This window comes from Sagittula marina, from assembly GCF_014196795.1.
Taxonomy (GTDB): Bacteria; Pseudomonadota; Alphaproteobacteria; order Rhodobacterales; family Rhodobacteraceae; genus Sagittula; species Sagittula marina.
Genome location: NZ_JACIEJ010000005.1, coordinates 261,360 through 286,120, shown reverse-complemented (window position 1 = coordinate 286,120; position 24,761 = coordinate 261,360). Strand labels below are relative to the sequence as shown.

The following is a 24,761-nucleotide window of genomic DNA, read 5'->3' as shown; positions in this document are numbered from 1 at the left end:
ATGTTTGACAAAATCCTTATCGCCAACCGGGGCGAGATTGCCCTGCGGGTGATCCGTGCCTGCCGCGAGATGGGCATCCCCTCCGTCGCGGTGCACTCCACCGCTGACAGCGATGCCATGCATGTGCGCATGGCGGACGAAACCATCTGCATCGGACCGGCGTCCGGCGCGGAAAGCTATCTGTCCATCCCGGCGATCATCTCTGCCTGCGAAGTCACGGGGGCCACGGCAATTCACCCCGGTTACGGTTTCCTGTCCGAGAATCAGCGGTTTGTTCAGATCGTCGAAGACCACGACATCACATTCATCGGCCCGTCGGCGGAACATATTTCGATGATGGGGGATAAGATCACCGCCAAGGAGACCGCCAAGGAGCTTGGTATTCCGTGCGTGCCCGGCTCTGCTGGCGGTGTCGCCACGCTTGAAGAGGCCAAACAGATCGGCGCGGACTTCGGCTACCCCGTGATCATCAAGGCCACCGCCGGTGGCGGCGGGCGCGGCATGAAGGTCGCCACCTCCGAGGCCGAGATGGAGCGTGCCTTCCTGACTGCGCGGTCCGAGGCCAAAGCGGCCTTTGGCAACGACGAAGTCTACATCGAGAAGTACCTGCAAAAACCGCGCCACATCGAAATTCAGGTGTTTGGTGACGGTCAGGGCGGCGGCGTGCACTTGGGTGAACGCGATTGTTCCCTCCAGCGGCGCCACCAGAAGGTATTCGAGGAAGCCCCCGGCCCCTCCATCACCGCGTCAGAGCGCGCGCGCATCGGCAAGATCTGCGCCGATGCCATTGCCCAAATGGGCTACCGTGGCGCGGGCACCGTCGAATTCCTGTACGAGGACGGGGAATTCTACTTCATCGAAATGAACACCCGTCTTCAGGTCGAACACCCGGTCACCGAGGCGATTTTCGGCGTGGACCTTGTCCGTGAGCAAATTCGCGTCGCTGCGGGCGAAAAGCTGTCCTTCACCCAGGATGACCTCAAGATCAACGGTCACGCCATCGAGGTCCGGATCAACGCCGAAAAGCTCCCGGAATTTCGCCCCTCTCCGGGCACGATTTCGCACTTCCACGCGCCCGGCGGCCTTGGCGTCCGCATGGACTCCGCGCTTTACGACGGCTACCGGATCCCGCCCTACTACGACAGCTTGATCGCCAAGCTGATCGTCCACGGCCGCGACCGACCAGAGGCACTGGCGCGCCTGAATCGTGCCTTGGGAGAGCTGATCGTGGATGGCGTCGACACCACTGTGCCGCTTTTCCATGCGCTCTTGCAGGAAAAAGACATCCACACCGGCGAATACAATATTCACTGGCTGGAGAAATGGCTCGAATCAGGTCCTTTGTCTTGAGAATCAATTTGATCGGAGCGAGATGCGCTCCGATCAAATGACGCAACGGCAATTCAATCAGTTTCCAATATTTCTAAAATTCGAAATTGAAAAGTTCCTCGTATTTGACTGATGAATCCGCCCCATTACGCGGTAATGCGCCTAACGACTGTGCTGGATCAACAGCAACAAGGCGCTATTATAAGTCACAGGCGCGAATTGCTGTCATTCGTATTGACAGACACCGCGCCTAGACTGTTATACGACCCTTAGGACCACTTAAACAAAGGTGCATTGAAATGAAATTCGCAAAGATCGCAGCCGTTGCTCTGCTGGCAGCAGCCCCCTTCGCCGCATCTGCTCAGGAAGCAGATCCGTTCGTCTCCACACAGCTGTCCGCCATCCCGGCGCTGGCTATCATCGGTGGCGTTGCCGTCGTCGTCGCAGTTGCAGCGGCTGAGTCCAAGTCGGACTCCTCGACTGGCACAAACGACTGATTACGTGCATGATTGGCTCACGCCAATTGGTATTAAAGGCGACGAGGCGAAAGCCTCGTCGTTTTTTTTGTCTGATCTGACATGAACACAAGCGTTTGCGGATCCACCGTTGAGCTAGTAGGTCTTGCGCGAACAGCTAAGCTGGCACAAGACTGCGGATCATGACCGTCACGCCTGAACTTCTTCTCCACGCTTATCGGTCTGGTATCTTTCCGATGGCGGAACGCCGCGATGATCCGGAAATCTTCTGGGTCGATCCGCGCCGCCGGGGGATCATTCCGCTGGACGGTTTCCATCTCTCCCGCAGCTTGGCCAAACGCCTGCGCCGCGCAGACTACAGCGTCACCCTGAACCGCGCCTTCACCGAGGTGATCGAAGGCTGCGCAGATCGGCCGGAAACATGGATCAACGCCGAAATCCTGTCTCTGTACGCTGAACTGCACGCCTTGGGCTACGCGCATTCGCTCGAAGTCTGGCAGGAGGATCGCCTCGTGGGCGGTATCTATGGTGTCTCTGTTGGCAGCGCATTCTGCGGAGAAAGCATGTTCTCACGCATCACAGATGGCTCGAAAATCGCCCTGTCGTGGCTTGTCGCGCACCTGTGGTCCTGCGGCTTCACGTTGTTCGACACGCAGTTCCTGACGCCGCATCTGGCCTCTTTGGGCGGTCGAGAAATCACGAGAGCCGACTACCGCGCTAAATTGTCCGAAGCCATAGACACGGACCCGCAGCCGATCACACGCCCCCTGCCCGGCGACGCCGATGATGTGGTGCATCTGCTCCGAGGTACGAGACGCGCTTAAGCCGCGCTCATGTTGTGCAGCGCAGAACCCAAACGTCGTAACGCGCGTGGTCCAGCGGGTTCAGGGCCGGCGACCCCGCGATCATCCACCCGTCAAAGACCGGCTGAGCGACGCCAGCTTCACGAATTGTCAGGTAGGCATAGGCGTTCCCCGTAGGATCACCTGCCGGATAACGGCATTCGCGAAGGTTGACCTCCATCAGACCAATCACTTCCATTCCGCCATTTGGAAGGGTGAAATCCGCGACCTTGGCGTTGAGCTTATCCAGACCACGCAGCACAGCACCGGTGCCCGGATTGACCGCCTCCTGGGCGGACACTGCGACAGGCAGGCAAAGCGCCAGAATACTGAGAAACCGCTTCATTCGTTGCTGCCTCCGACATATTTCAAAAGAAGGGAAAGAAGGCTGACGGACCCTTGGGTGTCCAGAATCTCATCCCCTTCGGCAAAGAAGAACGGAGAGCCACCGGGTGAAATCTCGACATAGTTGCCACCCAACAGCCCCTCTGACGCGATCACGATGGCGCTGTCGTCAGGGATCTGCACAGTGTCCGACACCGTCACCACGGTATCCGCCCGATATGTCTGCGGGTTGAGTTGAATATCCGTGACGGTTCCAACCTTGACCCCGCCAAGACGCACATCGGTGCCGACGCTCACGCCCTCAATCGACCGAAAGGACGCGGTCAGATCGTAGCCATCGCGCGCCAGCGAGAATCCGGTGCTCTGCACAGTATAGATGCCGAAGGCCAGCGCACCTGCCAGGACAACGCCACCCAGCGCCACCTCGCCAGCGGATTGGGTCATTCGGGCGACCATGCCTCGTAATCGGACCGCTCGACGGGCAGCGGGCTTCGGATCGATCCGGGCGGCGCATAGGCCAACGCGGTGCCGGTCAGGTTTTCCTGATGCGGTTTTTCCCACGCCTTATGGGTCAAAGGCCGATCGCCCGGCTTTTCGTCAAAGGTGTGGTGCAGCCAGCCGTGCCAGTCAGGGGACACGCGCGAAGCTTCGGATTCACCGTTGAAGATGACCCAACGCCGGCCGTCGCTGCTTTGGTAAAAGGCATTGCCCTGCTCATCTTCACCAACTTTGGTGCCGTGACGCTTCGTCCAGAGAAGCGTGTTGAGCGTGGCGCCATTCCACCAAGTGACGGCGCGCAGAAGGGTTTTGACAATGCCCATGGACGACTCCTTCAGGTTTCCCTGCCTGTATGGCGAATCTCGCCCGGCCCGTCCAGTGGTCGGAACGCCGCAAATCACCCTCATCACGCGATTTTTCGCCAAAGTCGCTGCAGTCCGTCAACCCTGTCTGGATTGCAACCGCCCCTTGCCAAGCTTCCCGGACAAGTTGGCTCCCGGTCATCATCGCCTCAACCTTTTTCCCGAGCAAAACGAGGTAAAACCGACACCCGCCCCGTCAAACCGGACACGGACGCTTTGAAAACATAGCGGGATAGGGAAATATCTCCCGCAAAACACCCAAGCCGTGTATGCAATAGACAAAAGAAGCCATGCCCCATGACCGATAGGCCAGCAAAGATGAAAGATCAGGCTGTCGCAGCTCTGTGCAAGGGCGTGCGGGTTCCCTTTTCCCCGTTTTTGAACGACATGCGCATCAAACGCATGAAAGAAGCCCGCTACGAAGGCACGGAGATCGCCGGCGCCCTGTCCATCGTCCGAGAAGGGGACCGCGTGCTCGAAATGGGCACAGGGCTGGGCGTGGTGGGTGCAGTGATCGCACACAACGCGAAACCAGAGGCCGTCTTGTCCTTTGAGGCCAATCCGAACCTCATCCCGCATATCAAAGAGCTCTACGCGCTCAATGATCTCACCGACCGTATGGAAGTGCGTAACCAAATCGTTCTGACCGGGCCGGACCAGCCCAGCACCGTGACCTTCCATTTGCGCAGCACTTACCTCGCATCCTCGCTGATCAAGAGTGACAACCGCAAAACCACCCCCGTCGATGTTCCGACAGTGAATTTCGCCAAGCTGGTCCGCGACTTCAGGCCGGATGTGCTGGTGATAGACATCGAAGGCGGCGAGCTCGATTTTCTGAGGCACGCAGATCTCAGCACCATACGCGCCATGGTGATCGAGTTTCATCCCGACCACTACGGGCGCGAGGGGGCCGTGCAGTGCAAGGACATCCTGCGAGCGGCAGGCTTTCAAAAGAACAGCGACGTCTCGACACGCTTCGTCTGGACCTGTGAGCGGCGCGACTTCGGCGCGGTGCCGCCAGATCCCGACAGTGGCTGGTCCCGCGAAATTGTCGCTCTCAAGGATGCCTTCGTCGTCCCCCCGACCGAGAGGAAGCATGTCCAGACCACGGGCGTTTTGACCGCGGATGGAACGTCTGTGGCGCATGCCAATTTGTGGCGTAGCAAACGGCTTCTCACCGTAGCCCCCTTCCGGCCTGCGGAAAAAGAGACCAAAATCCTGCCGGGGAAATGGCTGTGGGGCGGCACCTTATGGCGCTACTTCCCTCACTTCGTGACAGAAAGCATCACGCGGCTTTGGGCCCTCGCACAACTCGATCAAAGCGACTTCAGCGGGATCATTTTCGTTCCCAAGAACCCCAATGTCGAGGGGCCGCCTCCCTCCTTTCAACGCGCCTTCCTTGATCTGCTCGACTGCACGCTGGACATCCACGAGGCCCGCAGTCCCCTGATTGTAGAAAACCTTGTCGTGCCGGGCCAGGGGTTTGGATTGGGCGAGATTAGCCAAGGCACACCGGAATACCGTGCTGTCATGGCCGAAAAATTCGCCTCGACCGTCAAACCGGATGGGCCTGAAAAGCTATACATCAGCCGCTCGCAACTTGGCCCTGCACGGGGCGCGCTGCTCGGTGAGGACCGTTTGGAAATCGCTTTGCAGGCGGAGGGCTATGAGGTTTTCCACCCTCAACAGCATTCTCTGGAGGTTCAGATCGCCCGCTATCGCGCCGCGAAAAAGGTGATCGCGGCCGAAGGATCCGCGCTGCACCTCTACGCCTTCGTCGGCAAAGCCGAAACCGACGTGGCCGTCCTGTTGCGCCGCGAATCTGCCGCCACCGGTCATATCGCGACCCATATCGAAAGCTTCACCGGAGCAAAGCCGCTTTTGGTCAACCGGCTGCTGCGTATGTGGCAACGTCTGGACACCCCTCGCAAACGCCTCTGGATCGGAGAGCCGGACTTTGCCGCCACGCAGCGCGACCTGATCGCTGGCGGTTTCATTTCAGATGGCCCCGCATGGGAGCAACCAGCGCAGGCGGACCTGCAATCGGCGCTCGGCGCGCAATACAAATTGGTCACCGATACGCCGCAGGACTGACCTTACGCGAGGCAGGTCAGTTCGATTTCGATCCGGTATTTAGGGTCGATCAAGTTGCATTCCACCATGGTGGCGGCGGGCGGGTTGTCACCGAACGTCTCGGTGAGGAGCGGCCAGCACGCCTCGAACTCCGCCGCGTCCGGCAGGTAATAATTGACGCGCACCGCTTTATCAAAGCTGCTCCCGGCCTCTTCGAGGGCCTTGCGGATCACGTCCAGCGCGGCCCGACATTGGTCCTGCACCGTATCCCCCTGCCCGACAGTCCCAGCCACGTGGACAAATCCCCCGGCCACGACAGCGCGGCAATAGCCGATCTTGGACTCAAACGGGCTACCAGTGTGAATGCGCTTGATGGTCATCTATTGTCTCCTTGACCTGATATGCTTGAGCCTTACCCACGAAAAAGGGCGGGGAAAACCCCGCCCTGTTGTCCGGTCAGAAAAGCTCCGTCAGGCGGACGCTTCTTCCTTCTTTTGGTCGCCATAGATCATCAGCGGTTTGGCGTCGGTGCCGACAGCCTCCTCGTTAACAACAATCTCCGTCACTTCATCCATGCCGGGCAGTTCGAACATCGTGTCCAACAGGATGCCTTCAAGGATGGAGCGCAGACCACGTGCACCGGTCTTCCGTTCGATCGCTTTCTTGGCGATGGACGACAAGGCGTCATCGGTGAAGGTCAGGTCGGTATCTTCCATCTCGAACAGGCGCTGGTACTGCTTGACCAAAGCGTTCTTCGGCTGGGTCAAAATGGTGATCAGAGCGTCCTCATCCAGATCTTCCAGCGTCGCCACCACAGGCAGACGGCCGACGAATTCCGGGATCAGACCAAATTTCAGCAGGTCTTCTGGCTCGAGCTCCTGGAATGTCTCGCCAATGCCCTGCTCGCTGTCATCGCGCACATCGGCACCAAAGCCCATGGCCGACCCTTTGCCGCGTTGCTTGATGATCCGATCCAGACCGGCAAATGCACCGCCACAGATGAACAGAATGTTGGTGGTGTCCACTTGCAGGAATTCCTGCTGCGGATGTTTGCGCCCGCCCTGCGGCGGAACCGAGGCCACGGTCCCCTCCATCAGCTTGAGCAGAGCCTGCTGAACACCCTCGCCTGACACGTCGCGGGTAATGGACGGGTTCTCCGACTTACGGGTGATCTTGTCCACTTCGTCGATGTAGACGATGCCGCGCTGCGCACGTTCAACGTTGTATTCGGACGACTGAAGCAGCTTCAGGATGATGTTCTCCACGTCCTCGCCCACGTAACCGGCTTCGGTCAGTGTGGTCGCGTCGGCCATGGTGAAGGGCACGTCAAGGATGCGCGCCAGAGTCTGGGCCAGCAGCGTCTTACCGCAGCCAGTCGGACCGATCAAAAGGATGTTCGATTTTGCCAGCTCAATGTCCGAAGACTTCGCCGCGTGGTTCAAACGTTTGTAGTGATTGTGGACCGCGACAGACAGAACGCGCTTGGCCTTGGCCTGCCCGATCACATAATCGTCAAGGACTTCACAGATCTCGCGCGGCGTCGGCACACCGTCAGCTGATTTCAGCCCGGCGCCTTTCGTTTCCTCGCGGATAATGTCCATGCACAGCTCAACACACTCGTCGCAAATGAACACGGTCGGCCCCGCGATCAGCTTGCGCACCTCGTGCTGACTCTTGCCGCAGAAACTGCAGTAGAGCGTGTTCTTGCTGTCACCACCTGAATTCGTCGCCATGCTCAGCACCTTTCCCGGGTCGCCCGGTTTTCGTCGTCTGCGTGTGCCGCTGCGCGACCGCGTCGGGCGGTCGCAACACACGCTGTGCGCCAGTATTCGGACAGCTTAGGGCACCCACCGGAGCGCCACAATCCGAAAATTGGCCCCATCCCTAACGCGGAGGGGGCCAGACAGATTAACTTTGTTTTTCTTCATCCGGCACACGGTTGGTCACGATCTCGTCAATAAGACCCCAATCCTTGGCCTTCTGGGCATCCATGAAGTTGTCACGCTCCAGCGCGGATTCCACTGCCTCGTAGGTCTGGCCGGTGTGCTTCACGTAAATCTCGTTCAAACGCTTCTTCAGCTTCAGCGTCTCTTCGGCGTGGATCATGATGTCCGTCGCCTGACCCTGATACCCGCCGGAGGGCTGGTGCACCATGATGCGCGAGTTCGGCAGCGAGTAGCGCATGCCCGGCGCGCCGGCGGTCAGCAGCAGCGACCCCATGGACGCCGCCTGACCGATGACCAGCGTGGACACCTTCGGCTTGATGTACTGCATCGTGTCGTAGATCGACAGGCCAGAGGTCACCACACCACCCGGCGAGTTGATGTACATGGAGATTTCCTTGGACGGGTTCTCCGCCTCAAGGTGCAGCAGCTGCGCCACGATGAGGGACGACATGCCATCATGCACAGGCCCGTTAAGGAAGATGATGCGTTCCTTCAGCAGGCGGGAGAAAATGTCATAGGCGCGTTCCCCGCGGGAGGTCTGTTCGACCACCATTGGAACGAGGTTCATGTAGGTTTCGATGGGATCTTGCATTCGGTATCTCGCCTGCTGCTGCTTCAAGAAGCGTTACTATATCTTCAGTGTTAATTGAGTCTTAGTATCCGGCCGGAGGGGCTGCAAGGGGCGGCGACGCATCACGATTCCGGCAAAGATCCGCTTGAACTTGTGCCTGCCGGGTCTAGCATACTGTTTATGAACGATCATCCCATTGAACCGACTCGCTCCGCCGGCCTTGAAGCTTTGCGGCGTTTTGTACCCCTCGCCGGGAAAACTTATGCAGAGCAGAGGGGATTTGATCGGGGCGCGGGAAACCACGGCGCTGTGTCGGGCCTGTCGCCCTATATCAGCCAAAGGTTGATAACCGAAGAAGAGGTGCTGCGCGCCGTCATGGCCGCGCATTCTCCCGATGCCGCCAGCCGCTTCATCTCCGAAGTGTTCTGGCGCACCTACTGGAAAGGCTGGCTGGAACGGCGTCCGGCCGTCTGGACCGCCTATCAGGCAGACCTGCTGCGCGCCTGGGACGACCTGCAATCCCAGGACGGGCTGCGCCAGCGGTGGGAGGATGCCTGCAAGGGCGATACCGGCATCGCCTGCTTCGATCATTGGGCGCAGGAACTGGCCCAAACTGGCTACCTGCACAATCACGCCCGCATGTGGTTCGCCTCGATCTGGATTTTCACCCTCGGCCTGCCGTGGCAGTTGGGCGCGGACTTCTTCTTGCGGCATCTGCTCGACGGCGACCCCGCCTCCAACACCTTGTCATGGCGCTGGGTCGCGGGGTTGCAAACGCGCGGCAAGACCTACCTTGCGGAGCCGGACAATATCGCCAGATACACCGAAGGCCGCTTCACCCCGAAAGAGGGCGAACTTGCGACAGAAGCCCCGGCTGTCGAGGGCTTTGAAAACCCGTCTCCAACGGACGCGCCAATACCGGAAGACATTGATTTCGCGCGCCCTTCTGCTCTGCTTTTGCACAAGGATGATCTGTCTCCAGACTGGCTTTTGCAGGCGGGGTTGCGACCTGTGGTGACGGTGATGCTGCCCCCTTCCGAACGCATGACCCCGTTGGCCATGTCCGAGAAGGTTCAGAGCTTTCGCAGCGGCGCCCTGCTGGACGCAACCACGCGGTTGGGCGACCAGTTGGGCGAGGTGATCCCCTGCGCGCCGGGACAGGCGGTCTCTGCCGCGCTGGCCGCGGGGGCGGAGCAGATCGTAACGCCCTACGCTACAGTCGGTCCAGTGGCGGAGAACCTGGCATTGATGGAGGGGTTGCCGGTGCGCCGCGCGTTGCGCGCCTACGACGCCCGCGCATGGCCGCACGCCACCAAGGGGTTCTTCAAGTTCAAGGATCACATCCCGTCTCTGCTGGGTGCAATTCGCGGTCTCGAAGCCGTCTAAGCGCCGATTCGCGCCGGATGCGCACAGCTATGAGCCGCGCACTCCACCTCCAGTGTGACGTGGCTCAGCCCGTGCGCGGCATCGAGCCGGGCCTTGATCTCCGTCTTGATGGCGTCGGCCCTGGTCCATTCCCCGGCTGAGATCACCACATGGGCCTGCAAGGCGCTGCGGTGTTCATCAATCTGAAACAGATGTGCGTTATGGATGTTGTCCACGCCTGCAACGCCCTCCGCCGTGCGCAACACCTGCTCCGACGGCAGGCGCGGCGGTGCGCCCAACATCAGAATACGGACCACCTCGCCGATTTCACCAAATGCCATCCAAAGGATATAGCCAGAGATCCCAAGCGTCACCGCAGGGTCCACCCATGTCCACCCAAAGATGAGGATCAAGGTCCCCGCCAGCATCACGGCCACCGATCCAAGCGCGTCGGCCACATTGTGCAAGAACGCCGCGCGCATATTCACGCTGTCCTTTGCCATGGCCCATGTCAGCGCCGCTGTCACGAGGTCCACGGCAAGGGCGAAGCCGGCGATGATAACAACCATCCAGCCCGCCACGGGTTGCGGCTCGAAAAAGCGCACCACCGCTTCGTAGGCGAGATACAGGCCAATCACGATCAGCGTCGTCAGATTGACAAGCGCGGCCACGATCTCTGCCCGGCCATACCCGAAGGTCATACTGTCGTCGGCAGGTTTGCGCGCGATTCGCCGCGCCCAGACCGCGATCAGAAGGCTCACAGCGTCCGAAAGGTTGTGTAGCGCGTCGGCAATCATAGAGAGACTGCCCGACAGCAGGCCGCCAACGACCTGCACGACCGTCAGGCCGACGTTGACCGCGACCGCCCAAGCGACGCGTGTGTCTCCGTCTTTGGCGCTGACGTGGTGGTGATGATGGTGTCCATGTGGCATGCCGACAAAAAGCGCCCCCTCTGACAAAAGGTCAAGCCACCCGTGGACTTGCCGCCAGCCAAAGCGCGGCTGACGTTTCTGTCTTCACGATAAGTTCAACAAGACCCACCCGATCTCGCGCCCGTATCAGCCGGGCCCTGCCTCTTTGATGACAGTGTACCAGGTACGCTCTGGGCAGGTTGACTCATGGCGAAGCTGATACCCGTAAATTGTCAGCTGACAATTTTCTGTAGCGGGTTGCGCAGGCCCCTCTCTGCCGGCTCACCAACGCTACTCCGGCAGGCGAGATAAGCGGGGGCCTGCATGCACAAGCCCCCGCTTCGATACTATCAATCCTGCGCCTGAAGATAGGCGATGACAGCGGCGATGTCTTCGTCCTTGCGCAGTCCGGCAAAGGCCATCTTGGTGCCCTTCACATAGTCGCGCGGCTTGGCAAGGAAGGCCGAGAGCGCCTCCACTGTCCAGTTGCCCTCCATCGACGACATGGCGCCGGAGTAGTTGAAGTCCTCGACCCCCGCGATGTCGGCACCCACGACACCGTTGAGCACGGGTCCGGTCCTGTTCGCCGCGCCCTCGCCCACCTGATGGCAGGCCTTGCATTTGCGAAAGACTTTCTCACCGGCAGCAACAAGCTCCGGGTCCGGCGCGGCAGGGGCTTCGGCCGCCACCTCCTGGACCTCGGCGTCGGCCTTCTCTGGCTCTTCCTCGGGCTGCACCGTGGCCGCGTCGTTGGAGTGGTTCATCTCCGTCGCGGCCTCTGTCGGGCTGGTGTCTTCCTCTGGGGTGACGTCCAGCACGGTGGCGCGCATTGTGATTTCCACCGTGTCCTTGCAGTCTTCCATGCAAGGCTCCGTACGCCATGCGGCATACTCGGCCTCCGCCCGGTCGTCGACGATGAAGCCGTCGGCGTTTTCCATCTCGACCTGATCCCAGGTCTCGCGCGAGAGCTCGAAGTCGTCTTCGATCATGTCGTTGGAATACAGGATGTAGGCCACGATGGCGTAAACCTCATCGTCAGACAGGCTTTGCGCATTGCCGAAGGGCATTGAGCGGTGCACGTAGTCCCAGACGGTCGACAGGTAGGGCCAGTAGGAACCAACCGTCTTCAGCGGGTCGGCATCGGCGAGCGTGCCGTCACCGCCTGCGAGCTTCGGCCAATTGCCAACACCCTCGGCAAAGGACCCGTGACAGGCCGCGCAGGTCTCCTCGAACAGAGGCTCGCCTTCCATGGCTGTGCCGGATCCATCGGGCAGCCCCGTGCCATCGGGCGAGACGTCGACGTTCCAGGCGGCAACCTCCTCGGGGAGGGCCTCGCGACCCAGACCAAAGCGCGCACCATCCGTCATAGTGTCCGCATGGGCCGCCCCGATGAACAGGCCGACGGCCTGATCGGTCGAGGCAGTGGCAGCTGCCTGGGCTGGCGCGTGTGCGCTCGGGAGCTGCGCAGGCGCGGCTGCGAGCACCGGCGGATTGGCAGGGGCGTCCGCCACGTTGCGATCCGCGAACGTGTAGGCCGCCATCAAGGTCAGACCAACGCCGAGCGCCGAGCCTGCGTAGAGATTAAGAGACTTCGACATTTTCTGCCTCCCCGTTGGCTTTTACATGCCAAGTCTGAATGCAGTTATTGTGGTAGATCGAGTTAAGGCCCCGCACGGCGCGCAGCTGCGCCTTCGTCGGTTGCACATATCCCGTCTCGTCGATGGCGCGCGATTGCAGCAGCCAGTCTTCGCCCTCCCACGTGGTGTCGAGGTAGAAGCGGGCCAGCGCCTTGTTCGCGCCGTCCTGCGCCAGACGTGCGGTTTCCCAGGTCTTGCCGCCGTCCTTGGACACGTCCACGCGGGTGATCTTGCCGTGACCGGACCACGCCATGCCGGTGATGACCATCGGGCCGGGGCCGTGGGTGATGGGGGCCTGCGGGCTGGGCGAGGTCACAACGGATTTCGCATCCATGACCCAGGTCCATTTGCGCGAGGTGCCGTCGGCCAGCGTATCGGTGTATTTGGAGGTCTCTTCGCGCGATTCGACAGGCCGGTCGGTCACTTCGATCCGACGCAGCCATTTGACCCACATGTTGCCTTCCCAGCCCGGCACGACGAGGCGCACGGGGTAACCATGTTCCTTGCGCAGCGCCTCGCCATTGGCTTTGAACGCGACCAGCACATCGTCGAGCGCCTTGTCCATCGGGATCGAGCGGCCGTTCGACGACGCATCCGCGCCTTCGACGTAGACCCATTTCTCAGAGAGATCGCCCGCGAGGTCCAACCCCGCCTCGGCCAGCAGGGTGCGCAGGGGCACGCCGGTGTATTCCATGTTGTGGATCATGCCGTGGGTGAACTGCACGCCGTTCAGCTGCGCCCCCGCCCATTCCATGCCGGTGTTGGCGGCGCATTCACAGAAGTAGACCTGCTGTTCGCGTGGGAACCGCTCCAGATCGGCGTAGGTAAAGACCAGCGGCCTATCGACCAAGCCGTTGATCATCAGACGATAATCGTCCTTCGCCAGTTCGATCGCGCCGGAGTGGTGACGCTCGAACGCGCAGCCCGCCGGGGTGATGGTGCCGTCGAGCGCGTGGATCGGCGTGAAGTTGATCGAGGAGATCGTATCGGCGGTCAGCCAGTCCACGTTGCGGCGGATGACATCATCCTCGAACCGGATCGGCAGGCCATAAGGCGTGGCGTCCACGCCATCGCCAAGCCCGGTGGCCCAATCCTGCACCTCGGTTATCAGCGGGTCAGGACCGGCGGCGCGCGCGCCTGTCGCGGCCACGGCCCCTGCCCCGAGGGCCGCTGCCCCGGACAGGAACTGCCGACGCGAGGCCAGCCCCGGGGATTTTTCGGATGGAGTGTCTGACATAAGTCTATCTCCTCATCAGATCATTTCATTCATCTATGTGAATAAATGGTTGAGAAAATTGGCCCGGACGCGCGAGGACGCCGGGCCATGTTGGTTCAGCCGTTGACGACCTCAACGGAGGTGTTCGGATCGAGCTTGACGGTGCCCTGCTTGCGAATGTGATCTTCGACCACATCCCAGATCATCGGGCCTTCTGTGCCCTCGTTTACGGACGCCCAGCCCGCGACGACATAGGTCTTGGCCGGGTCGATGGCCTCGCCGGTCTTGAGCAACGTCATCTCGGAGATCCGTTCGCCCTGCGGCTTGGTCACGTCGATGCGGTAGCCCATGCCCCCGATGCGCACCATGTCGCCGCCCTGCTGGTAGTAGGGGTCGGGGTTGAAGATGTTGTCGGCCACGTCCTCGAGGATCACCTTGATGAATTCACCCGTCATTTCAGAGCGATAGGCTTCGCCGTAGCTCATGGAGGTGACGTTCCAGATGTCTTCGCGCGTGATGTCGTCACCGGGGATCAGCGACGGCCCCCAACGCACACCGGGCGACATGGCGATGTCGGCGTCCCGCTCGGAGATCAGCGCATTGCAGATCAGATCGTCCCACGTGCCGTTGAAATTGCCGCGTCGATAGAGCAGCTCGTCCGTGGTGCCGATGACCTCCTTGAGCTGCGTCTCGAAGGGCGCGCGCTGTTCGTCGATCAACTTTGTCATGGCCGCATCGGGTTCGATCACATCGGAGAAGATCGGGATCAGCTTGTGCCGGAAGCCCATCATGCGACCATCGCGCACGTCCAGATCCACGCGGGAGACGAATTTACCGTTGCTGCCGGAGGCGACGATGATGGTTTCACCCACCAGAACCGGTTCAGGCAGCGCGTCATGGGTGTGGCCGGAGAGGATGACGTCGATGCCGGTAACGACGGAGGCCATCTTCTTGTCCACGTCAAAGCCATTGTGCGACAGGGCAACGACGAGCTCGGCCCCCTGGGCGCGGACCTCGTCCACCATGGCCTGCATGTTCTCGTCGCGGATGCCGAAGGAGAATTCCGGGAACATCCAGCGCGGGTTGGCGATCGGCAGATAGGGGAAGGCCTGACCGATCACGGCAATCTTTACCCCGCCACGTTCAAAGAACTTGTACGGCGGGAAGAGATCCGGCAGCGGTTCATCCCATTCAGCGTCAAAGATGTTCTGACCCAGCGCGGCGAAGGGCAGCCCCTCGACCAGCTCGGTCACGCGGTCGGCGCCAAGGGTGAATTCCCAGTGAAAGGTCATGGCGTCAGGCTTCAGCCCGTTCATGACGTTCACCATGTCCTGCCCTTGGGTGTGGTGGCAGGTGTAGGAGCCGTGCCATGTGTCGCCACCGTCGAGAAGCAGCGCGTCCGGCCTGTCGGCGCGGATGGAGTTGATCACGGTCGAGACGCGGTCCAGCCCGCCGACCTTGCCGTAGGCCTGCGCCAGAGAGGAGAAATCCCCCGACGACAGCGCGTAATGCGACGGCGAGCCGTCCTCGATGCCGTAGAGCCTGCGGAAGTCGGCGCCGGTCACATGCGGCACCTCCCCCCGGTTGCGACCGACACCGATATTCACCGATGGCTCGCGGAAGTAGATGGGTTTCAGCTGCGCGTGGATGTCTGTGACGTGGATCAGGCTGACATTGCCGAAGGTGTCGAAGTTCAGCAGTTGATCCTGCGTCAGGCGTTGCTGCGCGGCCAGCCGGGACCAGTTGCCGAAGCCGGAGGCCCCGATCAGCGCGGAGGCCGCCATGGACACTTGCAGGAAATCGCGTCTTGAGATCATGGGGAGGGTCTTTCTCTCATGACACACATGCGCATGTGTGAATGAATTGTAAGCACGAAACCCCGCGCGTCCTTGGACACGCGGGGCGACGGGATCTTAGTTGCGGACAGAGGGGCCTTCGACCGAAAGGCCGTTGCCGCGCGATTTCACATACAGCTCCAGAGCGACGAATTCGTCGGACCCGGGCGAGAAGGTTTCCGCACGGGTGTCACGAATGCAGCCCTTGAACCGCGACTGCACACCGTTGAGCTTGGCGTTCTTCAGGCGGTAGGTCGGGAAGCCGTTGATCTGGCCCTGGCTGAGATGGTCGGCACGGATGTAATTGCCGAAGTTTTCCTCGTGGCAGTTCGCGCAGGACAGTTCGAGTTGGCCGTAACGGGTGTAGTACATCTCCTTGCCCTGCTCGTAGTAGGGCGCGGCGTCACCGTCGATGGCCACCTGAACCGGCGTACCACGACCGACGGAGGCGATGAGCGCTTCCATGTTCACGGCGGCGCCGGAGTCGTATTTCCATGGGTCGGCGCCCATACGCTCGGTGCGGCACTCGTTCATCTGCATCTGAACGGTTTGCAGCTCACCTGCGTCGCTGTCGTACTTGGGGTAGGTCGCGGTGACCATCGCCATGTTGTCCTCGGGCGCGCCATGACAATCGGCACAGGATTTGCCCTCGGAGCCCGCGGCGGTGTTCCACTGGTCGATGGCCTGATCGACAAAGATCATGCCCTGGTTTTCAAAATCGTCGGTTTCGAGCTGCTGCGTCTCGTCCGCACGAAAATGCCAGCCAGAGATCACCTGATCCAACGCGCCGTCGAGGTGCGCCGGGGCGTCTGCCTTGGTGGTCATTTCGATCTCGCCATTGATGACGAGGACATCGTCATCAGCCCCACCGGCAAACGCGGCGGGGGCGAGCAGCAGTGCGGCTATGGCCGTCATTGCCTTGAATTTCATTGTCATTTCCCTCCCTGAAGGCGCGCCCTGCCCCGCTCGCGCAGCGGGGCAGGGAGAACCGATTAGCCGATGGCGACCGACTTGGTCTCTTCGTAGACAGAGCCATCGTCGTCGTACCAGGTGAACTTCAGATCACCGGCTTCGGGGATCTTGGCTTCGAATTCGAAGTAGGGGTTGGTCGAGATAGCCGGCTCCATCTTCACGTCGATGATGTTCTCGCCGTTAAAGTCGCAGGTGAAGCGATTGATGATCGACCGGGGGATCGTATTGCCGTCGCTGTCCTTGCGCTGGCCTGATTCCATCGGGTGAGAAATCAGGGTCTTCAGCGTGACAACTTCGCCAGCTGCGGCCGTTTTCGGGGCCTTGACGCGGGGCTTAACACCGTCTGCCATGTTCTATTCTCCTGATAAACTGTTTAGCCGCCACAGCCGCCGATGGTGACCTTTACGGTCTTGGACGCGCGGGCGAAGGATCCGTCCGCAAGCTTTGCAATGGCGATCACGTCCTGCGTTCCGGCGAGCCGGATGCGGGTCGATGCCGAGTGCGAGCCTGCGAGCGGGCCGAAGTTGAAGGTTGCGACCGGCGGGGTCGGGTTTCCGGACGCCAGTACCATGATGGCCGAGGCGCCCTCGGCCGAGACGGAAATCGGAACGGTGTTGCCGTTCTCGGCGATTTCCGGGGCCGTGAAGTCGATGCCGGTGTCGGCAATATCTGCCCCACCGGTGAATTCTGCGATCAGTTCGTCCGTTGTGGCCGCATAGGCCCGCAGCGGCAGCACTGTCATCAGCGCGGCGCCAGCACCCAGTGCCAGCGTTTCACGACGCGTGAAATCCATGCTCAGTTCTCCTTAATCAGTAGATCGCTGGACGCGATCAGGGTCGTTTGATCGCGCGGGCGATCATTGCTCTTTGAGGGTCAGCAGGAAGGCGACAACGTCCTCGACCTGCTGTGCCGTCAGGATCGGTGGCAGATCGCCTTCCGCGGCCTTTCCGGTGTAGCCATTGCCCGGACGGATGTAGCCGTTCGTCTTGTAGAACGCCGGCATGACCGTGCCGTCGAAGGACATCTTTGCGTTGGCGACAATGCCGCGAAGTTCCTCTTCGGAGCGGGACTCGCCGCTCCAGGTCAGTTCCGGCCCGACTTCGCCCTGAAAGGGCACATCGGTCAGTTGCGCGACCGCGTGACACGACACGCAGTTGCCCATGGATTTTGTCGAGAACACGACCTGACCATTGGCGGCATCGCCCGGCATCCCACTGAGGGACGTGGCAACCGCACCGGTTTCGCCGTATTGAACGTCTTCGGGGGCTACCGCGCCGCTATGGCTTTCGGCATGTGCCACTCCCGCCACCAGCGTCACCGCTGCTGCAATTGCTGTAAGCCTCATGTTCCCTCCCTAGGCTTGCGCGCCCATGCAAAGGCTGACCTCTGCACTGGCTTGTCTCTACCGTAGGCCACCACCGCCGCTTCACGCAACAACAAATTCACGGATATGAATTTTTGGAGCTTTCAGACAAAAGTCGTAACCGTCAATCGTTCCTTATCGGACCATGCCGTACGCGCAAGGCTGCGCGCCAGACATTAACAATATCATAATGTTCACACGGGCGGACAGGCTTTGGTTCAGGTTTGTCAGGGCCCGGGAACGCACAAACCCGATGTTTCGGCTTTTGATGCACCGGTCGGCGGGACGGTGGGCAACCAAAGGCTGAACCGCCTACCCCGCCCGCGACCGATGGTGGAAATCGAGCGGCGCGTTTTCGGCGCCGCCCCGTCGGTCACGATTCGGGAGAATGTCAGTCGGTGGCCCCGTCCGACCGTTCCTGGATGCGCCGCGCGTGATAGCGCTGGAAATCCTCGCCGGTTTCGTCGACCGTGTCGTAGCGCTTTTCGGCGACCCAGGTGAACATATCCAGCGTCGTACCCTTGCCAAAGGCGCCGGGCATGACGGCCACGGCGGCCTCTGCCGCGCTGGTGTCTTCGGGCGCCTCTTCCGGCAGGAAGATGATGCTGGGCGTGAACAGCACCCGCCATTTGCGCGCGGCCTGCTTCTCTGTCAGCGCCTCGCCGTCAAGGTCGGTCACCTCGGTCGAACCATGCAGGTTCATCTGCACGACGAAGTAGTTGCCCGCGATGTAGTCAGAGACCTCCGGGTCAGAGAAGACCTCCTCGTGCATCTGAGTGCAGTAGATACAGCCGCGTTGCTCAAAGAAGATCACCAGCCGCTTGCCCTCAGCATTGGCTTCTTCGAGGTCTTCGCGCAGATCCTTGAAGGTGTCGCGCATCCACGGCGTTTTGTGCAGGCCATCATCGCCGATGTCCTGCGCCCAGACGGGCAGCGCCATCAAGATCGCTGCGGCCGTTCCGATCCATGCCTTCATGTCATCCTCCCTCTGCTTTCGTTAACCGATCCGGCCCCAGCTGGGCACCAGACGCAGCATCAGTTCCGCGATATAGTTCACTGTATTCGTCGCGATGAGAACCGCAAAGAGCAACAGCATGACGCCCATGATCTTTTCGACGTAGGCGAGTTTGTCCCGGTGCCGCGCAGACCAGCGCAGGAACGCGCCGGAGAACAGCGCCGCCACCACAAACGGCGCCGTCATGCCAATGCCATAGACCAGCAACAGCGCGCCGCCCTTGGTCACGCTGCCCATCATGGCGATGGCCAGAATGGCAGAGATCGCAGGCCCCGCGCAGGGCGTCCAGCCAAAGCCAAAGGCAAGCCCCATGGCGTAGGCGCCAAAGACGGTCTTGGGGTCCGCTTGGCTTTCCATCCGCGCCTCTCGATAGAGGAACGGCACCCGGATAACGCCAAGGAAATGCAGACCGAAGATCGCCAGAACTGCCGCAGCCACGTAGCGCAGGATGTCCATGCTGTCGGCAAAAAGCGCCCCCACCCCTGCGGCGGCCATGCCGATCAACACAAAGATCGTCGTGACACCGAGCGAAAAGAAGATCGCCGAGACGATCAACCGTTTCTGCGCGCCGGGGGCAATCCCCTCATCCGCGCGCAGCTCGGACATGGACAGCCCGGCCATGTAACATAGGTAAAACGGCACCATCGGCAGGATGCAGGGCGAGAAAAAACTGAGAAAGCCCATAAAAAGGGCATAGCCGAAAGAGGCATCAACCACGCTGCGCGCCTTTCCTTGAATAATTCATATATTCAGATTATGTTGTCGGTTAAAGCAGAGGTCAATCGGGGCAGGACCGGAGTGGCAAGTTTCTTTTCAACGATCCGGTGTGCGGCGGCGGGGCTTATGGTGTGGGCGCTGCCCGTGGCTGCGTCCGATCTGTCACTGATCATGGTCGAACAGCCGGGCTGCGCCTATTGCGCCGCTTGGGATGACGAGATCGCGCCCGCCTACGAGAAGACGCAAGAAGGCCAGTTTGCCCCATTGCAGCGTGCCGATCTGCGTGCCGGCGCGCCCGAGGGCGTCACATACGACCGTCGTGTCATGTTTACACCGACCTTCATACTTGTGGAGGATGGACAGGAAATCGCCCGCATGGAAGGTTATGTGGGCCAGGATTTCTTTTGGCCGCTGCTTTCCAAACTTCTTGAAACGAACACCGATTTTGTGCCGCAAGAGTGACAAAGAAGAAAAGACATGAACGTGTCCCTACCTGTATTTCATGACGACCTGTCCGAAGAAGAACTGGACAAGATCGCGGATAAGGCGACTGCGGCCTCCGCATTTCTGAAGGCGATCAGCCACGAGGGACGCTTGATGATCCTCTGCCACCTCGTCAGCGGTGAGAAATCCGTGACGGAGCTGGAGGACTTGCTCTCTGCCCGTCAGGCGGCGGTCAGTCAGCAATTGTCACGCCTGCGGCTTGAGGGGCTGGTGGTGCCGCGTCGCGATGGCAAGGCGATCTACTACCGCCTCGCCGACGATCGTCCGCGCAAGATGCTGGAAACCGTATACGAACTGTTCTGCGGCGACGACGCCTGAAGGCCGCCGGCAGGGTGCGCGCAAACATATAATCATAATCAAAAACTTGAATTTCAAGACCATCCTCCTCATACTCGCTCAGCCACGGCTGGTCTGGAGGAGGGCTTTGTCTTGCTGGACACACTCGGAGAACACAACCTGATGGCGCTGATCGGCCTTGGGAGCGGTCTGCTTCTTGGGCTTGCGGCGCGGCTGGGACGGTTCTGCACGCTCGGCGCGATTGAAGATGCGCTGTACGGCGGATCGACGGTGCGGCTGCGCATGTGGGGGATTGCCATCGGCCTTGCGGTGATTGGCAGCTTCGCCTTGATGGCCAGCGGCGCGCTTGTGGCGACGCAGACCTATTATCTATCGATTCGCTGGCTTCCGATGGCCTCTATCGTGGGTGGGCTGATGTTCGGCTATGGCATGGCGCTGTCGGGAAACTGCGGCTACGGCGCGATCGCGCGGCTGGGTGGCGGCGATTTGCGCAGCTTTGTCATTGTTCTGGTCATGGGCGTGGCGACGTTCGTGGTGCTTTCCGGCCCCCTTGCGCCGCTGCGCGATTACCTGTTCCCGCAGCGCCCTGTCACCACAGATATCGCCCCTGGCATCGCGCACCAGTTGGCCGCGATCTCTAGCATACCGGTGACGTGGATCGGCATGTCTGTGGGTGCGTTGATTTTGTTCGGATCCGCCGCCTCGCGCGCGGTCTGGCAGAAGCCGTCGCATGTGGCCTGGGCGGCGGCGGTGGGAATGTCCGTGGTGCTTGCTTGGGCGGGAACGTCCTGGGTGGCGCAGACCGGATTCGAGGCGCTGCCCGTTGTGTCTCACAGCTTTGCCGCGCCACTGGGCGACACAATCCTGTGGTGGATGACCGGCTCCGCGCGGCCCCTGTCCTTTGCCGTGGGCTCGGTGACGGGCGTCTGGACGGGAGCCTTTGTCGGATCGCTGATAAAGGGGCATTTCCGCTGGGAAGCCTGCGAAGACCCGCGCGAGTTGCGCCGCCAGATCTTTGGCGCGGCGCTGATGGGCACTGGCGCGGTGATCGCGCTGGGGTGCTCCATTGGTCAGGGGTTGTCGGCTTTTTCCCTGCTGGCGCTGTCCGGACCCGTGACCTTTGCGGCGATCTTTGCCGGCGCGGCTTTGGGCCTGCGCCAGCTTATCGTGGGGTTCAGCCTGCGAAGCAGGGTCTAGTCGAATTCACGCAGCCGGGCGACGTAGCGCGCCAGCGTGTCGATTTCGAGATTGATGCGGTCGCCTTCGGTTGTGTCGCCCCAGACGGTGACCTCCTTGGTGTGCGGAATGAAGTTGACGCCGAACCGGCATCCGTCCACCTCGTTCACCGTCAACGACGTGCCGTTCAGCGCAACCGACCCCTTGGGCGCGATGTATTTGGCCAGATCCCCGGGCACCTCGAAGGTGACGCGCGTGCTTTCGCCCTCATCCACCATGGACACGACCGTCGCCACGCCGTCCACATGGCCAGAGACAATATGCCCACCCAGCTCATCGCCGACCTTCAACGCGCGTTCCAGGTTCACCCGCGTCGCTTGCGCCCAGCTTTGCAGGTTGCTTTTGGACAGGGTCTCCGCACTGATGACAACATCGAACCAATCGGGGCCAAGGTCGACCACGGTGAGGCAGACGCCGTTGCAGGCGATGGACGCCCCCATGTCGATACCTGAGGTGTCATAGGAGGTGCCGATCCGTGCGTGCAGATCCCCCCGGTTTTCCAAGGACTTGACCTCACCTATGTCTGTGATGATTCCCGTGAACATGCGCGCTCCTGACCGGTCTGGCGGCGGGCCTTATTTTCGCCGCCATCTATTGCTAGTTTGTCAACAAAGCATTCACACACTGCGCCGAAATGGGCAAGACGACCCCGGCGACCATTGCCATAGACACGGACTTGATTTCACTGTGAGCAACCCACCGACGAGACCAGACATGACGCGATCTACCGGCGATCAACGGGTGTTTCTGTTCCTTCAGGGACCGCACGGGCCGTTTTTTCACCGGCTTGGCACCATGCTGCGCCGGACGGGGGCAGAGGTCTGGCGCGTGGGGTTCAACGCGGGCGACCGGGCATTCTGGTTCAAGCCGTCGAGCTACCTGCCCTATCGCGGCACACAGGACGCCTGGCGCGGATGGTTCATTGATCTCGTACATGAAAAACGCGTCACGGATCTTGTGCTCTACGGCGACGTACGCCGCATCCACGCAGAAGCCATCGAAGAAGCACGCCGCCGCGGACTGACCGTGCATGTCTTCGAAGAAGGCTACATGCGCCCCTATTGGGTGACCTACGAGCGCGACGGATCAAACGGCAATTCAAAGCTGATGGAGATGTCGGTCACCGATATGCAAAAGGCGCTGGCCCTGTCGGATATGGAGGCCCCGCTGCCCCCGGCGCATTGGGGCGACATGCGCCATCACATCTTTTACGGCGCGCTGTACCATTGGTTCGTAATGTTTCGGAACGGGCAGTATCGCAATTTCCAACCGCATCGCTCGCTGTCTGTGGTGCAGGAATTCATGTTGTACCTCAAACGCTTGACCCTGATGCCGATCAGCTGGATCGACCGGGTGATCGCCACCACGCGCATCCGCATGGGGGGCTTCCCGTATCATCTGTGCCTGATGCAGCTTGAACATGATTCGAGTTTTCAAAAGCACAGCCCCTTCGACACGATGCCAGATTTCGTCGAGCAGGTGATCGCCGGGTTCCGCGACGGCGCACCCGGCCATCATCACCTCGTGTTCAAGGCCCATCCGCTGGAGGATGACCGCGCCGGCATTCGTCACGCCATCCGACAGGCCGCGCGCCGTCACGGTGTATCCGACCGGGTGCACTACGTGCGTGGCGGCAAGCTGGCGCAGCTGTTGAACGACGCGCGCACGGCGGTCACCGTGAATTCCACCGCCGCCCAGCAGGTGCTGTGGCGCGGAATTCCACTCAAGGTTTTCGGTGATGCCGTCTATGCAAAGCCGGAATTCGTATCGACCCAGCCGCTCGCGGATTTCTTCGGCACGCCCTTCCGCCCCGACAACAAAGCCTACAAGGATTACCGTCGTTACCTGCTGGAAACCTCGCAACTTCCCGGTGGCTTCTACTCCGCCCGAGGTCGTCGGCAATTGCTACGACAGGTTGTGGATCTGATGCTGGCGCCGGAGGACCCCTACGACAGCTTCGCCTCCGGAACCGCGGCTCCTCGGCAACAGTTGCGCGTGGTGCACTGACGCTGATTCGCACGAGTGCTGGATTTTTCTGACATCTGTGGATAGCCTGCAAGAAAAAGACTGAGGCAGAACACAGGTCGAGGAGACCGAGCAGTGAAAAGAACACCAACCCGCCTCGTGCGGAGCGTCGCCGTTTTGGTCGCGATGTCTCTTGTGGCATCCTGCGGCCTGCCGCGCGTGGGCCCGAACAAACGCGAAATCTATGCCGGATCCGTGCAACGTGAAGGCGACGCATTTGTCGTTGCCGTCAATGATCGAGTCACCCGGTCCACCGCTGTCGTCCCGGCTTTGGGCTTTTCCGAAGCCTTCCTGAATGCCGCCATTGTCGGTTCAGACACTATTCAGCCCGGTGATACGCTGGGCCTGACCATCTGGGAAAACGTGGACGACGGGCTTCTGGCCCCGGAAGCCAGCAATTCCACCACCCTCGAAGAGGTACAGGTGGACGGTGCCGGCTTCATCTTTGTTCCCTACGCCGGACGTATTCGCGCAGCCGGCAACACCCCGGAACGCGTGCGTCAGATCATCACCGAAAAGCTCGAAGACCAGACGCCGGACCCCCAGGTGCAGGTGCGCCGTCTCGCAGGGGATGGGTCAACCGTGAGCTTGGTGGGCGCAGTTGGCGGTCAGGGCGTGTTCGCCATCGAACGCCCCACCCGCACCCTGTCGGCCATGATCGCACGCGCCGGCGGCGTGACGATCGAGCCGGAGATTGCGCAGATCAAGATCATTCGCGGCAACCAGACAGAGACCGTCTGGTTCCAGGATCTGTACAAGAACCCGGAGTTCGACATCGCCCTGCGCGCAGGCGACCGCATTCTGGTCGAGGAAGATACCCGCGCATTTACCGCATTGGGCGCCACAGGCGCGCAGGCGCGCGTGCCGTTCGAAGCGCAGAGCATTTCTGCCGTGGAGGCCATCGCCACCGTGGGCGGCCTGCTGTCAGCCACAGCTGATCCGACGGGCGTGTTTGTGTTCCGCAACGAACCGGCGGAGATCGCCAATTCGGTTCTGGGCCGCAACGACCTGATCGGCGCACAGCGCATGGTCTACGTTTTGGACCTGACGAAGCCCAACGGCATGTTCATGGCGCGGGATTTCGTCATCCGCGATCAGGACACGCTTTATGTGACCGAGGCGCCTTACGTGCAGTGGGACAAGACCATCGCCTCGCTGACCGGCTCGCTGGGCTCTATTGCCACCGTGACCTCCATCGCGGACACGCTGAGAGCGTCGGAATAATC

General features: G+C 60.9%; 27 protein-coding genes. 10 read left to right on the top strand and 17 right to left on the bottom strand.

The window, feature by feature from the left end:
• From accC to aat, 3 genes are all read left to right on the top strand, one after another.
• Positions 1-1,350 (top strand): acetyl-CoA carboxylase biotin carboxylase subunit, encoded by a 1,350-nt coding sequence (gene accC, locus GGQ68_RS11855; RefSeq protein ID WP_183966236.1) that lies wholly within the window; start codon positions 1-3, stop codon positions 1,348-1,350.
• Between the two features lie 278 nt (positions 1,351-1,628).
• Positions 1,629-1,826: a hypothetical protein gene (locus GGQ68_RS11850; RefSeq protein WP_183966235.1), complete on the top strand. Its 198-nt coding sequence runs from the start codon at positions 1,629-1,631 to the stop codon at positions 1,824-1,826.
• Positions 1,827-1,987: 161 nt separating this feature from the next.
• Positions 1,988-2,629: a leucyl/phenylalanyl-tRNA--protein transferase gene (aat, locus tag GGQ68_RS11845; RefSeq protein ID WP_183966234.1), complete on the top strand. Its 642-nt coding sequence runs from the start codon at positions 1,988-1,990 to the stop codon at positions 2,627-2,629.
• 7 nt (positions 2,630-2,636) lie between these two features.
• Here aat and GGQ68_RS11840 read toward each other — a convergent pair whose 3' ends face one another.
• The 3 genes from GGQ68_RS11840 to GGQ68_RS11830 are packed head-to-tail and all read right to left on the bottom strand — an operon-like array spanning position 2,637 to position 3,813.
• On the bottom strand, positions 2,637-2,993 hold the full coding sequence (locus GGQ68_RS11840; RefSeq protein WP_183966233.1) for a DUF2155 domain-containing protein: 357 nt from the start codon (positions 2,991-2,993) through the stop codon (positions 2,637-2,639).
• A complete protein-coding gene (gene mlaD / locus GGQ68_RS11835; protein WP_183966232.1) occupies positions 2,990-3,436 on the bottom strand; it encodes an outer membrane lipid asymmetry maintenance protein MlaD in 447 nt (148 codons plus the stop codon). Before mlaD ends, GGQ68_RS11840 begins: the two co-directional genes overlap by 4 nt.
• On the bottom strand, positions 3,433-3,813 hold the full coding sequence (locus GGQ68_RS11830) for an NADH:ubiquinone oxidoreductase subunit NDUFA12 (protein WP_183966231.1): 381 nt from the start codon (positions 3,811-3,813) through the stop codon (positions 3,433-3,435). The genes mlaD and GGQ68_RS11830 overlap by 4 nt, the downstream gene beginning before the upstream one ends.
• 336 nt (positions 3,814-4,149) lie before the next feature.
• On the opposite strand from GGQ68_RS11830, the gene GGQ68_RS11825 reads away from it, so the two are divergent.
• Positions 4,150-5,946 (top strand): FkbM family methyltransferase, encoded by a 1,797-nt coding sequence (locus GGQ68_RS11825; protein WP_246429343.1) that lies wholly within the window; start codon positions 4,150-4,152, stop codon positions 5,944-5,946.
• Between the two features lie 2 nt (positions 5,947-5,948).
• Here GGQ68_RS11825 and GGQ68_RS11820 read toward each other — a convergent pair whose 3' ends face one another.
• The 3 genes from GGQ68_RS11820 to GGQ68_RS11810 form a co-directional block, all read right to left on the bottom strand.
• Positions 5,949-6,305 carry a RidA family protein gene (locus tag GGQ68_RS11820; RefSeq protein WP_183966229.1) on the bottom strand — a complete coding sequence of 119 codons (357 nt, stop codon included), beginning with the start codon at positions 6,303-6,305 and terminating at the stop codon, positions 5,949-5,951.
• Positions 6,306-6,395: 90 nt separating this feature from the next.
• Positions 6,396-7,658: an ATP-dependent Clp protease ATP-binding subunit ClpX gene (clpX, locus tag GGQ68_RS11815; protein WP_183966228.1), complete on the bottom strand. Its 1,263-nt coding sequence runs from the start codon at positions 7,656-7,658 to the stop codon at positions 6,396-6,398.
• A gap of 175 nt (positions 7,659-7,833) precedes the next feature.
• A complete protein-coding gene (locus GGQ68_RS11810) occupies positions 7,834-8,463 on the bottom strand; it encodes an ATP-dependent Clp protease proteolytic subunit (RefSeq protein ID WP_183966226.1) in 630 nt (209 codons plus the stop codon).
• A 159-nt stretch (positions 8,464-8,622) separates the two neighbouring features.
• On the opposite strand from GGQ68_RS11810, the gene GGQ68_RS11805 reads away from it, so the two are divergent.
• Positions 8,623-9,828: an FAD-binding domain-containing protein gene (locus GGQ68_RS11805; protein WP_183966224.1), complete on the top strand. Its 1,206-nt coding sequence runs from the start codon at positions 8,623-8,625 to the stop codon at positions 9,826-9,828.
• Here GGQ68_RS11805 and GGQ68_RS11800 read toward each other — a convergent pair.
• The 10 genes from GGQ68_RS11800 to GGQ68_RS11755 form a co-directional block, all read right to left on the bottom strand.
• Positions 9,825-10,739 carry a cation diffusion facilitator family transporter gene (locus GGQ68_RS11800; RefSeq protein WP_183966222.1) on the bottom strand — a complete coding sequence of 305 codons (915 nt, stop codon included), beginning with the start codon at positions 10,737-10,739 and terminating at the stop codon, positions 9,825-9,827. The two genes, GGQ68_RS11805 and GGQ68_RS11800, sit on opposite strands and share 4 nt — an antisense overlap.
• A gap of 329 nt (positions 10,740-11,068) precedes the next feature.
• Positions 11,069-12,316 (bottom strand): c-type cytochrome, encoded by a 1,248-nt coding sequence (locus GGQ68_RS11795; protein ID WP_183966220.1) that lies wholly within the window; start codon positions 12,314-12,316, stop codon positions 11,069-11,071.
• Positions 12,300-13,592 (bottom strand): sulfite dehydrogenase, encoded by a 1,293-nt coding sequence (soxC, locus tag GGQ68_RS11790; RefSeq protein ID WP_183966218.1) that lies wholly within the window; start codon positions 13,590-13,592, stop codon positions 12,300-12,302. Before soxC ends, GGQ68_RS11795 begins: the two co-directional genes overlap by 17 nt.
• A 95-nt stretch (positions 13,593-13,687) precedes the next feature.
• Entirely contained in the window at positions 13,688-15,388 is a 1,701-nt protein-coding gene (soxB, locus tag GGQ68_RS11785) for a thiosulfohydrolase SoxB (RefSeq protein WP_183966216.1), read from the bottom strand.
• A gap of 96 nt (positions 15,389-15,484) precedes the next feature.
• A complete protein-coding gene (gene soxA, locus GGQ68_RS11780) occupies positions 15,485-16,336 on the bottom strand; it encodes a sulfur oxidation c-type cytochrome SoxA (RefSeq protein WP_183966214.1) in 852 nt (283 codons plus the stop codon).
• 62 nt (positions 16,337-16,398) lie between these two features.
• Positions 16,399-16,728 (bottom strand): thiosulfate oxidation carrier complex protein SoxZ, encoded by a 330-nt coding sequence (gene soxZ / locus GGQ68_RS11775; protein ID WP_183966212.1) that lies wholly within the window; start codon positions 16,726-16,728, stop codon positions 16,399-16,401.
• 23 nt (positions 16,729-16,751) lie between these two features.
• Complete coding sequence (soxY, locus tag GGQ68_RS11770; protein WP_183966210.1) at positions 16,752-17,171, bottom strand: thiosulfate oxidation carrier protein SoxY; 420 nt, start codon at positions 17,169-17,171, stop codon at positions 16,752-16,754.
• Between the two features lie 63 nt (positions 17,172-17,234).
• Entirely contained in the window at positions 17,235-17,723 is a 489-nt protein-coding gene (soxX, locus tag GGQ68_RS11765) for a sulfur oxidation c-type cytochrome SoxX (protein ID WP_183966208.1), read from the bottom strand.
• A 409-nt stretch (positions 17,724-18,132) separates the two neighbouring features.
• The gene (locus GGQ68_RS11760; RefSeq protein WP_183966206.1) at positions 18,133-18,717 is read right to left on the bottom strand and encodes a thioredoxin family protein; all 585 of its coding nucleotides are present in this window, start codon (positions 18,715-18,717) and stop codon (positions 18,133-18,135) included.
• A gap of 21 nt (positions 18,718-18,738) precedes the next feature.
• Entirely contained in the window at positions 18,739-19,473 is a 735-nt protein-coding gene (locus GGQ68_RS11755; RefSeq protein ID WP_183966204.1) for a cytochrome c biogenesis protein CcdA, read from the bottom strand.
• Positions 19,474-19,599: 126 nt separating this feature from the next.
• On the opposite strand from GGQ68_RS11755, the gene GGQ68_RS11750 reads away from it, so the two are divergent.
• From GGQ68_RS11750 to GGQ68_RS11740, 3 genes are all read left to right on the top strand, one after another.
• Positions 19,600-19,935: a thioredoxin fold domain-containing protein gene (locus tag GGQ68_RS11750; protein ID WP_183966202.1), complete on the top strand. Its 336-nt coding sequence runs from the start codon at positions 19,600-19,602 to the stop codon at positions 19,933-19,935.
• Positions 19,936-19,950: 15 nt separating this feature from the next.
• Complete coding sequence (locus GGQ68_RS11745; protein WP_183966200.1) at positions 19,951-20,295, top strand: ArsR/SmtB family transcription factor; 345 nt, start codon at positions 19,951-19,953, stop codon at positions 20,293-20,295.
• 111 nt (positions 20,296-20,406) lie between these two features.
• Positions 20,407-21,471, top strand: coding sequence for a YeeE/YedE family protein (locus GGQ68_RS11740; protein ID WP_183966198.1), 1,065 nt, complete (start codon positions 20,407-20,409; stop codon positions 21,469-21,471).
• Here GGQ68_RS11740 and GGQ68_RS11735 read toward each other — a convergent pair.
• Positions 21,468-22,055, bottom strand: a complete 588-nt coding sequence (locus GGQ68_RS11735) for a riboflavin synthase (protein ID WP_183966196.1) — start codon at positions 22,053-22,055, stop codon at positions 21,468-21,470. The genes GGQ68_RS11740 and GGQ68_RS11735 overlap by 4 nt on opposite strands.
• A 169-nt stretch (positions 22,056-22,224) precedes the next feature.
• On the opposite strand from GGQ68_RS11735, the gene GGQ68_RS11730 reads away from it, so the two are divergent.
• On the top strand, positions 22,225-23,517 hold the full coding sequence (locus GGQ68_RS11730; RefSeq protein WP_183966194.1) for a capsule biosynthesis protein: 1,293 nt from the start codon (positions 22,225-22,227) through the stop codon (positions 23,515-23,517).
• Positions 23,518-23,661: 144 nt separating this feature from the next.
• Positions 23,662-24,759: a polysaccharide biosynthesis/export family protein gene (locus GGQ68_RS11725; protein WP_183966445.1), complete on the top strand. Its 1,098-nt coding sequence runs from the start codon at positions 23,662-23,664 to the stop codon at positions 24,757-24,759.
• Positions 24,760-24,761 lie beyond the last annotated feature (2 nt).